Here is a 15,488-nt window from a genome sequence, read left to right on the forward strand (position 1 = left end):
GTGTTATTTTAAAAATTTTTCTAATATTTTGATGTATAAATCAACACCTTCTTCAATTTCATTCAGGTAAATAAATTCATTTGCTGAATGTGATCTGGTAGAATCTCCAGGACCTAATTTTACTGACTGACATGATAAAACGGCTTGATCTGAAAGGGTAGGAGAGCCATACGTTGTTCTACCTAAACTTTGTCCTGCTTTTACCAAATCATGGTTTTTATCAATACAAGACGAATTTAAACGTAACGATCTTGGTTTGATTTCACACGGAGCTTCGTTTGCTAAAATTTCAGCAATTTCTTGATTTGAGTATTTGTCGTTTACACGAACGTCGATAACCAAATTCACTTCTGCAGGAACCACATTGTGTTGTTTACCGGCATTGATTTGCGTTACCGTAAGTTTTACTTCGCCCAATGCTTCCGATGTTTTTTCAAACGTTTTGGCTTCAAACCACTTCAGTACATCAATAGTCTTGTAAATGGCATTGTCGTTATTTGGGTGAGCGGCATGACTTGGCGTTCCTTTTACAACCGCATCAAAAACCACCAAACCTTTTTCGGCAATGGCCAAATTCATTAACGTGGGTTCACCAACAATAGCAACATCAATTTCAGGTAAATGCGCTAACATGCTGTTGAGTCCGTTTGGTCCTGAACTTTCTTCTTCTGCAGAAGCAACAATCACTATGTTGTGCGATAAGTTTTTTTGCTCGTAAAAATGTACAAAAGTTGCTAGTAACGACACCAAACATCCACCGGCATCATTGCTACCCAAACCATATAATTTACCATCTTCTACAATGGCTTTAAACGGGTCGTTCGTGTATGCCGAGTTTGGTTTTACCGTATCGTGATGCGAATTTAAAAGCAGCAACGGTTTCCCTTCTTCAAAATATTTATTGAAAGCAAAAATGTTGTTTTGCCTGCGTTGTGTTGCTATACCAAAACTACTAAGCCAATCTGCAATCAACGTAGCAGTTTGGTCTTCTTCCGAAGAAAAAGATTGCGTTTCAATCAGCTGTTTTAGCAAATGAATCGCTTTTTGCGTTAAGTTTTCTTGAGTCGTCATAAGGTTATGGTTGTATGTTTGGCTCCTTCTTTTTCCAGAATCATTTTGGTGTTTCCTATACACACTTTGCTAACGTTTTGTTTGAGCGCTTCAAAAGCGTTGTGTAATTTAGGAATCATACCATCAATAATAATTTTATCGTCTAAAAGCTTTTGATAGTTTTCAGCATTGATGTGTTCAATTACCGAATCATCATCGTTGATGTCTTTCATTACCCCATTTTTTTCAAAACAATAGTACAAAGCAACATCATATAAACTACTCATTCCTGTAGCAATGGTTGACGCAATGGTGTCTGCATTGGTGTTGAATAATTGTCCGTTTCCATCATGAGAAATGGCACAAAAAACAGGCGTTAAACCACTTTCTAGCAAAGCCGAAATGGTTTTTGAATTCACCGATTCAATATCACCTACAAAACCATAATCAATTGTTTTTACAGGGCGTTTTACCGCGGTAATTGCATTTCCATCTGCTCCTGAAAGTCCAATGGCGTTACAGTCTTTCGCTTGTAATTTGGCTACAATAGTTTTGTTTGCAAAACCACCATACACCATAATAATCACCTTCAAAGTTTCAGCATCTGTGATTCTTCTACCTTCTACCATTTGGGTTTCAATACCTAGTTTTTCGGCTAGTTGTGTAGCTAATTTTCCACCGCCATGCACCAAAATTTTAGGCCCTTCAATAGTAGCAAAATCCGTTAGGAAAGCTTCTAGAGCAGTTTCGTTTTCAATGATGTTTCCGCCTATTTTTATGACTTTTAGTTGCATTATTTCTCTAATTCTTCTAAAATATTTTTCAAAACCACTTGAGCAGAAAATGTTCTGTTATTTGCTTGTTGTATTACGATAGATTGCTCGCTATCCAACACTTCATCAGCCACAATCATATTTCTACGAACCGGCAAACAGTGCATAAATTTTCCGTTGTTGGTCACACTCATTTGTTCGTTTGTGATGGTCCAACTTTTATCTTGATTCAACACTTTACCATAGTCTTTAAAGTTGCTCCAGTTTTTCACATAAATAAAATCAGCATCTTTAAAAGCTTCTTTTTGGTTGTGCATTATTGGAGTTTTTTTGGTGACTTCTGGATCTAATTCGTAACCTTCCGGATGCGTAATGACAAAATCAACATCCATTTTTTGCATCATTTTGGTGAATGAATTCGCTACCGCATGCGGTAATGCTTTTGGGTGTGGAGCCCAACTTAAAACAACTTTTGGCTTTTGGGTCTGTTTCAATTCCATAATCGTAATGGCATCTGCCAATGCTTGTAATGGGTGAGCAGTGGCACTTTCCATATTAATGATAGGAACTGAAGCATATTTTTTGAAATTGTTAAGCACAAATTCCGATTGATCTTTTTCTTTATCAGTTAACGTAGGGAAAGCACGAACGGCAATAATGTCGCAATACTGAGAAACCACAGCTGCAGCCTCTTTAATGTGTTCCGAAGTACCACCATCCATCACAGTTCCGTCTTCAAATTCAATGGTCCAAGCTTCCGAAGTAAAATTCATCACCATACAGTGCATGCCCAATTGCATCGCCGCTTTTTGAGTACTTAAACGCGTGCGCAAACTCGAATTGAAGAACAATAAACCAATGGTTTTGTGTTTTCCTAAAGTTTCAAAAGCAAACGGATTTTTCTTCAAAGCAATCGCCTCATCAATTAGTTTGGGGAGATTTTCTATATCGGTAACGTCTAAATACTGTTTCATGATAGTATGGTTTTGAGCGCATTGAAAAATGTGTCAATGTGTTCTTTTTGAACGGTTAATGGCGGAAGAATTCTCAATAGTTTTTTGTTGTTGGCACTTCCTGTAAAAATATGATGATCGTAGATCAATTTTTTTCTGAGTTCAGCCACTTCAAAATCGAATTCCATTCCCAGCATTAAACCACGACCTTTGATGAGTTTTACTTGCGGAATTTCTGCTACTTTTTCCTTGAAATAGGCTGAAATTTCATCAACATGCTGCATCAAATTTTCTGATTTCAACACATCCAATACCGCAATTCCCGCAGCACAAGCAAGGTGATTTCCACCAAAAGTTGTTCCTAACATTCCGTGTGAAGCTTCGATGGAAGGATGTGTTAAAATACCACCAATTGGGAAACCGTTGCCCATTCCTTTTGCCATAGAAATCACATCTGGAGTGACATTGTAAGTTTGAAAAGCAAAGAATTTACCAGTTCTTCCGTAGCCAGATTGTACTTCATCAGCAATGAGAAAAACACCATTTGCTTTACACAATTTGTCAACACCTTCATAGAATTCGGCAGTACCTTCATCAAGTCCGCCAACACCTTGAATAAATTCTAAAATAACCGCACAAACGTCGCCTTTTTCCAATTCAGTTTTTACGGCTTCTAAATCGCCTAACTCTAAAAAAGTAACTTTTTGTTGTGCGTTGATGGGAGCATTGATTTTTGGATTATCGGTAGTAGCAACAGCTGCAGAAGTTCTTCCGTGGAACGCATTTTTAAAAGCAATAACTCTAGCATTTCCTGTTTTAAAAGAAGCTACTTTTAATGCATTTTCGTTAGCTTCAGCACCTGAATTGCATAGAAACAAATTGTAATCATCGCAACCAGAAAGCGCTCCTAATTTTTCAGCCAATTCTACTTGTAAAGGGTTCTGGATAGCATTAGAATAGAATCCTAAAGTAGCCACTTGCTCTTGTATTTTTTGAACATAATGTTCCTGTGCGTGACCTATGGAAATCACAGCGTGACCGCCATATAAATCTAAATATTGTGTTCCTGCATCGTCATAAACATACACGTCTTTGGCTTTTACAGGAGTGATATTGTATAATGGATAAACGTCGAATAATTTCATGAGAATAATTATGAGATGGAGTTGATTTTATCAAAAGAAGCAATCAATCCTTTTATTAATGATGAGCTTAAGCCTTGGTGTTCCATTTCGTTTAAACCTTCAATGGTACAACCGCCAGGTGTAGTTACTCTATCAATTTCTTTTTCCGGATGATTTCCGGTTTCAACTAGTAAACTTGCAGCACCCAAACAGGTATGCATAGACATTTCTAAGGCTTCTTTAGACTCAAAACCTAACTGAATAGCACCTTGTGTAGTGGCACGAATCAAACGCATCCAAAAAGCGATTCCGCTTGCACAAATTACCGTAGCAGCACGCATTTGCTCTTCTGGAATTTCTATGGAAGTTCCTAAACGATTGAAAATAGCTAACGCAACATTAACGCGTTTTTTACCTTTTTCGTTGGAACAAATGCATGTCATAGACTTACCAACAGAAATTGCGGTGTTTGGCATTGCTCGAATGATGAAATGATCTGAACCAATAATTTCTTCAATTTTAGGAATTTTGAATCCGGTAACCACAGAAATTAAAACATGTTTTTCAGTCAATAAATCTTTTACTTCTTCTAGCACCATTTCCATATGGCGGGGCTGAATAGCAAAAATGATAATATCAGACTTTTCAACAGCTTCTCTATTATCTGTTGTTATTGTTACATTACCGTATTCAGCATAACTTTCAATACTGCTAATGTTTCTTTTGGTTAGGTACAGCGTGGTAATTGCGTTGTTGACAATTAATCCTTTTGCGATTGCTAACCCTAAATTTCCGGTTCCTAAAATGGCTATTTTCATACGATTCGTTAGTTTACAGTGAACATTTCACTATTAAAAATAAGCAGCTTTTAAATGCAAACCTGTTGTTTCTTCGAGTCCGAAAAGTAAATTCATATTGTGAACTGCTTGGCCAGAAGCTCCTTTTAATAAATTATCTATACAGCTTGTTATCAGTAGTTTATTTTCGTGTTTGTGCAAGTGCACTAAACATTTATTGGTGTTTACTACTTGTTTCAAATGCAACGGTTTGTCTGAAACTGTGGTGAACGCAGCATCTTTATAAAATGCTTTGTATAGTGCTTTAGCATCTTCAAGAGAACCCTCATATTTTGTGTACATAGTTGCAAAAATTCCTCTTGTAAAATCACCTCGATATGGCATAAAGTTAATGTCAGTCTCCAAGTTACCTTGTAAGGTAACTAGCGTTTCTGAAATTTCACCTAAATGCTGATGCGAAAAAGGTTTGTAGTACGAAAAATTATTGTTTCGCCACGTAAAATGTGTAGTTTCCGAAAGCGATTGTCCTGCTCCTGTACTTCCTGTTACTGCTTGTATATGCACATCGTTTTGTAACAAACCTGCTTTTGCCAAAGGCAATAAACCTAACTGAATTGCCGTGGCAAAACAGCCTGGATTCGCAATGTTATCTGCATTTTTGATTTCGTTTTTTTGAAATTCTGGCAAGCCGTATACAAAAGTTCTACCGTTAAAAGTAGCATCATCATTCAAACGGAAATCATTACTTAAATCAATCACTTTGGTATGCGAAGCAAAGGTTATCTTCTCTAAAAAAGCTTTTGAATTTCCATGACCCAAGCAAAGAAAAACCACATTTACGTTTGGATTGATTTCGTCTGTAAAACACAAATTGGTTTCACCTTCTAAATCTTGGTGAATAGCACTCACCAGATTTCCTGCATTTGAAGTACTGTAGGCAAAATTAATTTCAGCTTTTGGATGATTCAGTAAAATTCTGAACAATTCTCCGGCCGTATAACCCGCACTTCCAATAATTCCTACTTGTATCATGATTCTCCGTTTACGTGGTAATAAATTTTGTTTTGATTTGCTGTAAGTTTGATGAATCCTTTAGCGTCATCGGCTGTCCAACCTTTGTTCATTTCGCCATAGCTACCAAACGATGCGTTCATTAAATCGTGTTTAGAAGCGATTCCGTTTAGCTCAAATCGATATGGTAATAAAGTGACAAACACATCTCCCGAAACATTTTTCTGAGAATCGGTTAAAAAAGCTTCCATATTACGCAACGCTTCATCTAAATACTGTCCTTCGTGCAATAACATTCCGTACCAATTGGCCAAATATTCTTTATGATGTTGTTGCCATTTAGTCAACACATGTTTTTCTAATAAATGATGCGCTTTGATAATCACGATAGGAGCAGCGGCCTCAAAACCAACTCTACCTTTGATACCAATAATGGTATCACCCACGTGAATATCTCTCCCAATGGCATATTTTGATGCCATTTCATTCAGAATTTGTATGTTTTTTTCTGGCGAATTTGATTCACCATCAATAGCAGTTAATTCTCCTTTTGTAAAAGATAAGGTTACTTTTTTAGGTTCCGAAGCTTCTAATTGACTAGGATACGCTTCTTCCGGTAAAGAACTGTGCGAAGTAAGTGTTTCGCTACCGCCAACACTGGTTCCCCAAAGTCCTTTATTGATAGAGTATTTTGCTTTTTCCCAATTCATATGGATACCGTTTTCTTTTAGGTATTCAATTTCTTCTTCTCTGGCTAATTTTAAATCTCTAATAGGGGTAATGATCTCAATTTCTGGAGCTAGAATTTGAAAAATCATATCAAAACGAACCTGATCATTTCCTGCTCCGGTACTACCATGAGCAATATATTGCGCACCAATTTTCTTGGCGTGATTGATGATTTCTATGGCTTGCACAATACGCTCAGCACTTACCGAAAGTGGATAGGTATTGTTTTTTAAAATGTTACCGAAGATGAGATACTTCACTACTTTTTGGTAAAACGTAGTCAATGCATCGATACTAACATAAGAAGTGACGCCCATTTGATAGGCTTTTTCTTCCATGGTTTTTATTTCATCGGCAGAGAATCCACCTGTGTTTACACTCACAGCATGAACTTCGTACCCTTCTTCTTTTGATAAATATTTGGCGCAGTAAGACGTGTCTAAACCACCACTGTAGGCTAATACAAGCTTTTTCATTTTTTTTCTTCTTTATGTTCTTTTGGTAAGAATATGTGTTGTTTGATATTTTTTAATCTTTGCAAAACTTTTTTATCGTAGTCATTCGGATGTTTTTGATTTAGTTTCGCTTCTTTTTCTGCAGGATCATAAAGCATACCTGTACACAAACACATTTTTTGTTCGGTACGTTGCAAAATATCATAATTTTTGCAGGTTTGGCAGCCTTTCCAAAATGTAGGATCTTCCGTTAATTCAGAGAAAGTAACAGGTCTATACCCCAATTCATAATTAATTTTCATAACAGCAAGTCCTGTTGTAATTCCGAAAATCTTGGCATTTGGGAATTTTTTTCGAGATAAGTTAAATACCTCTTGCTTTATCTGTTTGGCTAAGCCTTGATTTCTGTAATCTGGGTGAACAATCAAACCTGAATTGGCCACGAACTTTTCGTGACTCCATACTTCAATATAGCAGAATCCAGCAAATTTATCACCATCTAAAGCAATAACAGCGTTGCCATTTTCCATTTTGGTCATGACATATTCAGGAGATCTTTTGGCGATTCCTGTACCGCGTACTTTGGCAGAATCTGCCATAGTATCACAAATTTGTGCTGCATATTTGCTATGAGATTTATTGGCTACAATAATCTTCATTTCAACAAGTTAATAATTTAATACGATAAAAAATAGAAATTTCCTTAAAAGGGGAACCGGACTCACCAAAGTTCCAAAAAAGAATAGCACCCTTACGGGCGACGGCGACGGCGCTCGGGGCGAATACAAGAAAAACTTCTTTCAGATAATGTCTGAAAGTTATTTTTGAAGTAAGGTATGTAAAGTGAAATTGAAATCATGAATGAAAAATGTACGTAAACAAAAAACTAACAAATAAAATTATTTGCAGCGTTGCTCGGGAGAGCGGTTTGGATACGGACGTGATATGATAGAACTCATACTTTTCATATGACAATAATACAAAGATATTTTGAAATGAAAACTACGCTTTCTTTAATACTTTGTTAAATTTGTCACACTTTTTCAAACAGTTTATGAAGAGAACAACGCAAACACTTTCCATTAAAGAATATCAAGTTTCTAGCATAAAGGAGAAACTGGTTCAATGGGCACAACAATACGAAGAGGTTTGTTGGCTAGATTCTAACGATTATAAAAGTAATCACAATAAATACGAAGCTGTATTGGCTGTGGATGCGATTACTGTGATTAAAAGTGATACACATGAAGCTTTTGAAAAATTAAAAGAGTACCAAGGAATAACTCAAGATTGGTTATTTGGCTTTCTAGGATACGATTTAAAAAATGATACAGAGCCACTCAGTTCCAAAAATTTGGATGCGCTAGGCTTTGCTGATTTATATTTTTTTCAACCGAAAAAAGTGATTTTTTTAGAAAATCAGCAGTTAACCTTTCAATACCTTGGAATGGTTGATGATGAAATTGAATTTGACTACAAGGCTATCTTAGAAGAAGCCGTTTTAGAAGTAGTTCCAGAAGCAAAACCAAAAATTAAGGCTCGTATTTCTAAAGAAGCATATATTGAAAAAATTGAATCTATGCAGGCATACATTCATAGAGGAGATATTTATGAAGCTAATTTTTGCATGGAATTTTTTGCTGAAAGTGTTTCGATAGATCCTGCTTATGTATTTAGAAAATTAAATGAAATCTCATCTCCGCCATTTGCTACGTTTTTAAAATTGCAAACTCATTATTTAATGTCTGCTTCTCCAGAGCGTTATTTAATGCGAAAAGGTACTGATGTGTTGTCACAACCAATTAAAGGAACTGTTAGAAGATCTTTGGATGAAAAGGAAGATCATTTATTAGCAGAAACTTTAGAAGCAGATCTCAAAGAACGTGCAGAAAATATAATGATTGTAGATTTGGTTCGGAATGATCTTTCTCACTTCGCAAACAGGGGAAGTGTGGTAGTAGAGGAACTATGTAAAGTGTATTCTTTTAAACAAGTTCATCAACTTATATCTACTGTAAAAGCTACAATACCTGAAAATACCAATTCCATAGATTTGATTAAAAGTACTTTTCCGATGGGAAGTATGACGGGAGCTCCAAAAATTTCAGCCATGAAAATTATTGAAGAATTGGAAGAAAGTAAGAGAGGTTTGTACAGCGGCGCTGTTGGATATTTTGATCCAAATAATGATTTTGATTTTAATGTTGTAATCCGCAGTATTTTATACAATGCAGAAAGCAAGTATGCATCGTTTTCTGTGGGTAGTGCAATCACTTCAAAATCAGAGGCTATTAAAGAATATGAAGAATGTATGTTGAAGGCGAAAGCCATGAAACAAGTGCTCTCTGGCGCATCTTAAGTAATAGTTAAGAAATATATCGATTGAAGTTCGTATTTTTGAAGCATGTTCAAGGAATTCCAAAATCTAATCAACCAATCTTATCCAAATCTTTACAAACAGCGTACACTTATTGCCGTAAGTGGCGGCATAGATAGTATGGTTTTGTTGCATTTAATGCATAAAGCAAATCTGAATTTGGCTGTTGCGCATTGCAACTTTACATTGCGTGGAGAGGAAAGCGATGCTGAAGAGATTTTTGTAAAGGAAACAGTCGCGGATTATGATTACGAATTTTTTGTAGAACGATTTCCTACCCAATCATATGCCGCAGAAAAAGGATTGAATACGCAATTGGCGGCAAGAGAGTTACGCTACGCTTGGTTCAATCATTTAGCAGAGTTACACAATTTTGATCACATTGCCGTTGCACATCATGCCAATGATAAAATAGAAACATTTCTTATCAATCTTTCTCGCGGTACAGGAATTGATGGATTATCTGGTATTCCAGAGAAAAATCAAAAAATAATAAGACCGTTATTACCATTTTCCAGAGCTCAAATTACGGCTTATGCAAAAGAAAATAATATAGATTGGAAAGAAGATAGCAGCAATAGTTCAGATAAATATATACGAAACAAAATTCGTCATCATATAGTTCCAATTTTAGAAGAACTGCATCCAAATTTCTTGAATAATTTTTTACAAACTCAAGAATTTCTTTCCGATACTTCACAAATTGTAGCAAAGCAGGTGGAAGAACTAAAATCTATTCTCTTCATTAAAGAAGACGGATTGATAAAAATTCCCGTGCAGCAATTGAAAGTGTTACATCCTTTGAGAACATATCTTTACGAATTGTTCAAAGACTATAATTTCACCAATTGGGACGATATAGGACATCTTTTAGATGCCATGAGTGGAAAGGCTGTGTATTCCAAAACACATGAACTGAGTAAAGATAGGTCTTTTTTAATACTTAGGAAAATTCCTTTAAAACTGAATACTGAATTTATTTACGAAAAACTATCAGAGACAATTCATGATCCTATTCATCTAAATGTAACAAAAGTTACAGAAATTGAAGAAAAAGATGCAAATACTATCTATGTTGATGCGGAAAAATTAAATTTGCCGCTGATTGTAAGGAAATGGCATACGGGCGACTATTTTCATCCGTTTGGTATGAAAGGCAAAAAGAAAGTGAGTAAGTTTTTTAAGGACGAAAAATTTTCACTTCCGGAAAAAGAAACACAATGGATTTTGCTTTCACAAGATCAAATTGTGTGGATTATAGGTAAACGAGCCGACCAACGTTTTGCGGTTTCACCAAAAACAACATCAATATTAAAAATACAACTACAACCTTAAGCATGAAAAAAATACTGGCAATTCTATTGTTATTAGTCACTGGACTTTCTAGTTACGGTCAATTTGGAAATCAAATGGGCGGAATAGGAGATCAAAAACCGGTAACCTGGAAATATAGTGTTGAAAAAATTTCTGAAACAGATTTCAATTTAATTTTCAAAGCAACCATTGCTCCAGAATGGCATTTGTATTCACAGTTCAATCCACCAGGAGGTTCATTGCCACTTGAGTTTCAATTTAAAAATACTGGAACCGATTTTGAACTGGTAGGGCAGGCAGAAGAAAGCGATACGTTTACAGAGTACAATGATATTTTTGAAGTAGATGAAACTTTTTTCAAAGACGAAGCAGTAATCACACAAAGAATTCATTTACTAAAATCGGATATCAAAGCTGTACAAGGTAGTTTATCTGGTCAGGTTTGTATCAATGTTTGTATTCAGGTAGATGAAGATTTTGCCTTTTCACTAACTGGGGAAAAAGCTGAGGTTGAGAAAAAAGTGGTAAGTGATAAAGATGCTGAGCTTTCTTCAAAACTAGTATTACCACTAAAAAATACACATTATTTAAAAGGAGAACAAGAAGATCAAAGCTTCTGGAAAGTGTTACTTTTAGGATTTCTTGGTGGATTGATAGCCTTGTTTACACCTTGTGTTTTCCCAATGATTCCATTAACAGTTTCATTTTTCACGAAACAATCAAAAGATCGTAAAAAAGGTATTGCAAATGCTATGTTATACGGGTTTTTCATAGTGTTTATCTACCTATTATTGAGTGTTCCATTCCATCTTTTTGATACGTTAGACCCAGAAATTCTGAATAACATTTCAACAAGTGTAGGGCTTAATGTTACATTCTTCGTCATATTCTTATTCTTTGCATTTTCGTTCTTTGGATATTACGAAATCACTTTGCCTTCTTCTTGGGGAAACAAAATGGATAGTGCATCAAACGTAGGAGGAATCGTAGGAATCTTTTTCATGGCAGTTACTTTGGCCATCGTTTCCTTCTCTTGTACTGGTCCTATCTTAGGATCGTTATTGGCAGGTTCATTATCATCAGACGGTGGCGCTATGCAATTAACAGCAGGAATGGCTGGTTTTGGTTTAGCTTTAGCTTTGCCGTTTGCATTGTTCGCATTATTCCCAAATTTATTAAACTCGTTACCGCGTTCCGGTGGTTGGATGACAACTACCAAAGTGGTTTTAGGATATTTAGAATTAGCTTTTGCTTTTAAATTCTTTTCAAATGCCGATTTGGTAATGCACTGGGGAATTTTAAAGCGTGAAGTATTCATCGCAGCTTGGGTGATTATTTTCATTCTGTTAACCCTTTATTTATTTGGTGTTTATAGATTTCCGCATGACGGACCAAAAGGAAAACTTTCTAAAGGAAGATTGGGCGTAGGTATAGTATCTGCTGCGTTTTCAGTGTATTTAGTTTTAGGACTTGTAGGAGTTAATGAACTTAAATTACTAAGCGGTTTTCCACCGCCATCATCATACTCACTATTTGCTGAAAATAATGAAGAAAAAGAATTAAACATTTTTAAAGATCTAGACGAAGGTTTAGCGTATGCTGAAGAAAATGATAAGATAGTGATGCTAGATTTTACGGGGTGGGCTTGTGTAAACTGTAGAAAAGTAGAAGAGCAAATTTGGACAGATCCTACAGTTGAAAAGATTCTTCAAGATGAAATTGTAATTATATCCTTGTATGTAGACGATCGTAAAGATCTTCCAGAAGAGGCTCAATTCAATTATCAATATGATAGTGGAAGAGTGAAAACTATTGAAACGATTGGAGATAAGTGGGCTACTTTCCAGGCAATCAATTTTAAATCGGCTTCACAACCATTTTATGTATTGATGACTCCAGATTACGAAGTGTTGAATGTACCACAACAATATGTTCCTACAGAAGAATATTTAGCATGGTTAAAAACAGGTTTGCAAAACGCAGGCAAATAAAATACTGTAGCTAATAAATTAAAAACGCCATCTGATTCAGATGGCGTTTTTTGATTGATGAATGAACAAGAGATAGTAACTAATCTTCTATTTCCAACTGAAAAATATCTTCTACCGAAACCTCAAAAAAAGCAGCAAGTTTCAAAGCCAAAACTGTAGAGGGTACATATTTCCCTTTCTCCATTGCGTTAATAGTCTGTCGGCTCACCTGTATGGCATCTGCTAATTGTGCCTGAGTCACGTTTTTGATAGCTCTTTGTACTTTTAAATTATTCTTCATAACTCAGTTCTTTTTGAGATTTGTAAAGTACGTAGTGAAATCTTGCTATAAAAAATAATAACTGAAGAAATAGATTATACAGAAGAAAATTAAAATAGATTCCTCCAAATATCAAAATTGTAACCAAAATAGTAAGTGCCGATGAAACATAAAATGCCCAAATAAGAGATTCAGATCGGAGTTTAAAACTAAATTCATCTTCCACTTTTAACCTTGAAAAACCAATCAGAACTCCACCAATTATAATGAGAAGGGTAATGATTTCATCAGAAATATCATTTTCAATGATTTTGAAAAATCCTGTATCTTTTTCAGTCAAAAATCCATCATTGTAAAGAGCAAATACTTTGGTTGTTGAAAAATCACCCGATGGTTCTACGTTGTTTAATTGCAATAGAATTCCTAATAATAGCCCGATAACTAATGTGATCCATCCATAAATTTTAAACTTGTGAGGAAATAAAAAGCGCATTTTCATAATAACTATTGTTTTTGATTGATATTTCAAATGTAAAGTAAAATTATTAAAATGTAAAATATATTTTACATTAAGTAAAAAATACCAATCTTTTGTTTTAGGGTACATTCAATCCTTGTAAATATCAATCTACCATCTAATTTGTGATTAATTACTTCGCCATTATTAGAAGTCCTTAGAATCAAATATCTTTAGCACTTAAATAGTTCCTTAATTATGAAACACAAGTTATTCTTACTTGCTTTTTTGAGCGTTTTTCTTCTCAAAGCTCAAGAGTACAATGTAAAAGATCACTACAACAAACAAGAAGTAGCCATTAAAATGAGAGATGGCGTACATTTACACACAACCATTTACAGTCCAAAAGATACTTCCAAGGAATATCCTATTGTAATGCAGCGAACCCCCTATAGTTGCGCACCATACGGTCCGGATAAATTCAAAAAAAGTATTGGTCCAGATGAAAATATGATGAAAGAAGGGTACATTGTTGTTTATCAAGATGTACGTGGACGTTGGAATAGTGAAGGTGTGTATGACAACATGCGCGCTTATATTCCAAATAAAAAAAGGAAACAAGTTGATGAAGCTTCAGATACCTATGACACTATAGATTGGCTGGTAAAACATGTAGATAACAACAACGGAAGAGTAGGTACTTGGGGAATTTCATATCCTGGATTTTATGCTACTTATTCTTTATTATCAAACCACCCGGCATTGAAAGCAGTTTCTCCTCAAGCTTGTATAGCAGATTTCTTTTTTGATGATTTCCATCATAATGGAGCTTTTTTAATGAGTTATTGGAGAGCGATTGCGTTGTTTGGTTACATGAAAAGCGAACCTGTAACAGAGCCATGGTATAAGTGGCCGGATATTGGACCAACAAAAGATCAATATGATTTTTATTTACAGAATGAACCTGTAACCAAGCTAGATACTTTCTATACAAAAGACAATGTATTTTGGGAACAGATAAAAGATCATCCAAATTATGATGAATTTTGGAAATCAAGAGGATTGGTTCAAAATTTAGATCAAATTACCATCAAACCGGCTGTTATGTTTGTGGGAGGTTGGTTTGATGCAGAAGATTTGTATGGACCTTTAAATTCTTATGCGAAAATTGAAGAGTCAGAAGATTTCTACAATACAATTGTTATGGGGCCGTGGAGTCATGGAGACTGGGCAAGAAAAAGTGGTAGACAAGCTATAGGAAATGTATATTTTGGAGATGGAATTTCAGAATTTTTCCAGAAGGATATTCAGAGTAAATTCTTCCACCATTTTTTAAAAGAAGATCCAAAAAGTGATGCAGGTTTACCGGAAGCATACATGTTTGACACTGGGAGAAACGAATGGCAACAATTTGATACTTGGCCACCAGAAAATGTAACCAAAGAAAGTTACGGAATGGGGAGAAATCAAAGTTTATCAAAAGTAATGACACGTGAATTTTCGTATCAAGAATTTGTAAGTGATCCTAAAAAACCGGTTCCTTATTCAGAAGATATCAAAATGGTTTTCACACCAAGAAAATACATGACAGATGATCAGCGTTTTGCTGCACGTAGACCAGATGTATTGGTTTTTGAAACACAAGTGTTGGAAGATGACGTAACCATGGTTGGCGATATTATGGCTAAGCTAAAAGTGTCTACCACTGGTACCGATGCAGATTGGATTGTAAAAGTGATTGATGTTTTTCCGGCTGATGCAGAAGAATATCCGGAAACGCAAGATTATCTAAAGATGAGTAATTATCACATGATGGTACGTAGCGAGGTTATGAGAGGAAGATTCCGTAATAGTTTTGAAAATCCAGAGCCATTTGAGCCAAATAAAATAGCCGATGTTGATGTGAAACTTCAAGATGTATTTCATACGTTCAAGAAAGGACACAAGATTCAGGTTCAAATTCAAAGTACATGGTTTCCTTTGATAGATCTAAATCCGCAAACCTTTGTAGAAAATATTTATAAAGCCAAAGAAGAAGATTTCAAAAAGCAGACACATAGAGTCTTTAACTCTTCAACTTTAGAATTTTCAATTTTGAAAAAATAGAACTTTAAAAGAGCCGTGAATTTCACGGCTCTTTTGTTTAAAAAATGAGTTCTACTCTTTCAGTTGGAAAATACAAACAATCAAAAAATCAA

General features: G+C 35.3%; 14 protein-coding genes. 4 read left to right on the forward strand and 10 right to left on the reverse strand.

What is annotated here, in order from left to right; translation table 11 throughout:
- Nucleotides 1-3 precede the first annotated feature (3 nt).
- From BM383_RS04935 to BM383_RS04970, 8 genes are read right to left on the reverse strand one after another with little or no spacing between them, the layout of a single operon-like run.
- On the reverse strand, nt 4-1,071 hold the full coding sequence (locus BM383_RS04935; protein WP_093023622.1) for a M20 family metallo-hydrolase: 1,068 nt from the start codon (nt 1,069-1,071) through the stop codon (nt 4-6).
- Nucleotides 1,068-1,844 (reverse strand): acetylglutamate kinase, encoded by a 777-nt coding sequence (gene argB / locus BM383_RS04940; protein WP_093023624.1) that lies wholly within the window; start codon nt 1,842-1,844, stop codon nt 1,068-1,070. The genes BM383_RS04935 and argB overlap by 4 nt, the downstream gene beginning before the upstream one ends.
- On the reverse strand, nt 1,844-2,797 hold the full coding sequence (locus tag BM383_RS04945) for an N-acetylornithine carbamoyltransferase (protein WP_093023626.1): 954 nt from the start codon (nt 2,795-2,797) through the stop codon (nt 1,844-1,846). The genes argB and BM383_RS04945 overlap by 1 nt, the downstream gene beginning before the upstream one ends.
- The gene (locus tag BM383_RS04950) at nt 2,794-3,921 is read right to left on the reverse strand and encodes an aspartate aminotransferase family protein (protein WP_093023628.1); all 1,128 of its coding nucleotides are present in this window, start codon (nt 3,919-3,921) and stop codon (nt 2,794-2,796) included. Before BM383_RS04950 ends, BM383_RS04945 begins: the two co-directional genes overlap by 4 nt.
- An 8-nt stretch (nt 3,922-3,929) precedes the next feature.
- Nucleotides 3,930-4,718 (reverse strand): pyrroline-5-carboxylate reductase, encoded by a 789-nt coding sequence (gene proC, locus BM383_RS04955; RefSeq protein ID WP_093023630.1) that lies wholly within the window; start codon nt 4,716-4,718, stop codon nt 3,930-3,932.
- 33 nt (nt 4,719-4,751) lie between these two features.
- Nucleotides 4,752-5,729 carry an N-acetyl-gamma-glutamyl-phosphate reductase gene (argC, locus tag BM383_RS04960; RefSeq protein ID WP_093023632.1) on the reverse strand — a complete coding sequence of 326 codons (978 nt, stop codon included), beginning with the start codon at nt 5,727-5,729 and terminating at the stop codon, nt 4,752-4,754.
- Complete coding sequence (locus BM383_RS04965) at nt 5,726-6,913, reverse strand: argininosuccinate synthase (RefSeq protein WP_093023634.1); 1,188 nt, start codon at nt 6,911-6,913, stop codon at nt 5,726-5,728. The genes argC and BM383_RS04965 overlap by 4 nt, the downstream gene beginning before the upstream one ends.
- A complete protein-coding gene (locus tag BM383_RS04970) occupies nt 6,910-7,551 on the reverse strand; it encodes a GNAT family N-acetyltransferase (protein WP_093023635.1) in 642 nt (213 codons plus the stop codon). The genes BM383_RS04965 and BM383_RS04970 overlap by 4 nt, the downstream gene beginning before the upstream one ends.
- A 395-nt stretch (nt 7,552-7,946) precedes the next feature.
- Between BM383_RS04970 and BM383_RS04975 the strand changes: the two genes are divergently transcribed.
- From BM383_RS04975 to BM383_RS04985, 3 genes are read left to right on the forward strand one after another with little or no spacing between them, the layout of a single operon-like run.
- Nucleotides 7,947-9,251: an anthranilate synthase component I family protein gene (locus tag BM383_RS04975; protein ID WP_093023637.1), complete on the forward strand. Its 1,305-nt coding sequence runs from the start codon at nt 7,947-7,949 to the stop codon at nt 9,249-9,251.
- A gap of 45 nt (nt 9,252-9,296) precedes the next feature.
- Nucleotides 9,297-10,604, forward strand: a complete 1,308-nt coding sequence (tilS, locus tag BM383_RS04980; RefSeq protein WP_093023639.1) for a tRNA lysidine(34) synthetase TilS — start codon at nt 9,297-9,299, stop codon at nt 10,602-10,604.
- A gap of 2 nt (nt 10,605-10,606) precedes the next feature.
- Nucleotides 10,607-12,574: a protein-disulfide reductase DsbD family protein gene (locus BM383_RS04985; protein WP_093023641.1), complete on the forward strand. Its 1,968-nt coding sequence runs from the start codon at nt 10,607-10,609 to the stop codon at nt 12,572-12,574.
- Between the two features lie 79 nt (nt 12,575-12,653).
- Here the strand turns inward: BM383_RS04985 and BM383_RS04990 are convergent, their stop codons facing one another.
- Both BM383_RS04990 and BM383_RS04995 read right to left on the reverse strand, forming a co-directional pair.
- Entirely contained in the window at nt 12,654-12,854 is a 201-nt protein-coding gene (locus tag BM383_RS04990; RefSeq protein WP_093023643.1) for a helix-turn-helix transcriptional regulator, read from the reverse strand.
- Nucleotides 12,844-13,332 (reverse strand): hypothetical protein, encoded by a 489-nt coding sequence (locus BM383_RS04995; protein WP_143106343.1) that lies wholly within the window; start codon nt 13,330-13,332, stop codon nt 12,844-12,846. Before BM383_RS04995 ends, BM383_RS04990 begins: the two co-directional genes overlap by 11 nt.
- A gap of 216 nt (nt 13,333-13,548) precedes the next feature.
- On the opposite strand from BM383_RS04995, the gene BM383_RS05000 reads away from it, so the two are divergent.
- Nucleotides 13,549-15,396: a CocE/NonD family hydrolase gene (locus BM383_RS05000; protein ID WP_093023647.1), complete on the forward strand. Its 1,848-nt coding sequence runs from the start codon at nt 13,549-13,551 to the stop codon at nt 15,394-15,396.
- The last annotated feature ends 92 nt before the right edge of the window (nt 15,397-15,488 follow it).

Origin of the sequence: Pustulibacterium marinum (genome assembly GCF_900116665.1) — a bacterium.
Taxonomy (GTDB): Bacteria; Bacteroidota; Bacteroidia; order Flavobacteriales; family Flavobacteriaceae; genus Pustulibacterium; species Pustulibacterium marinum.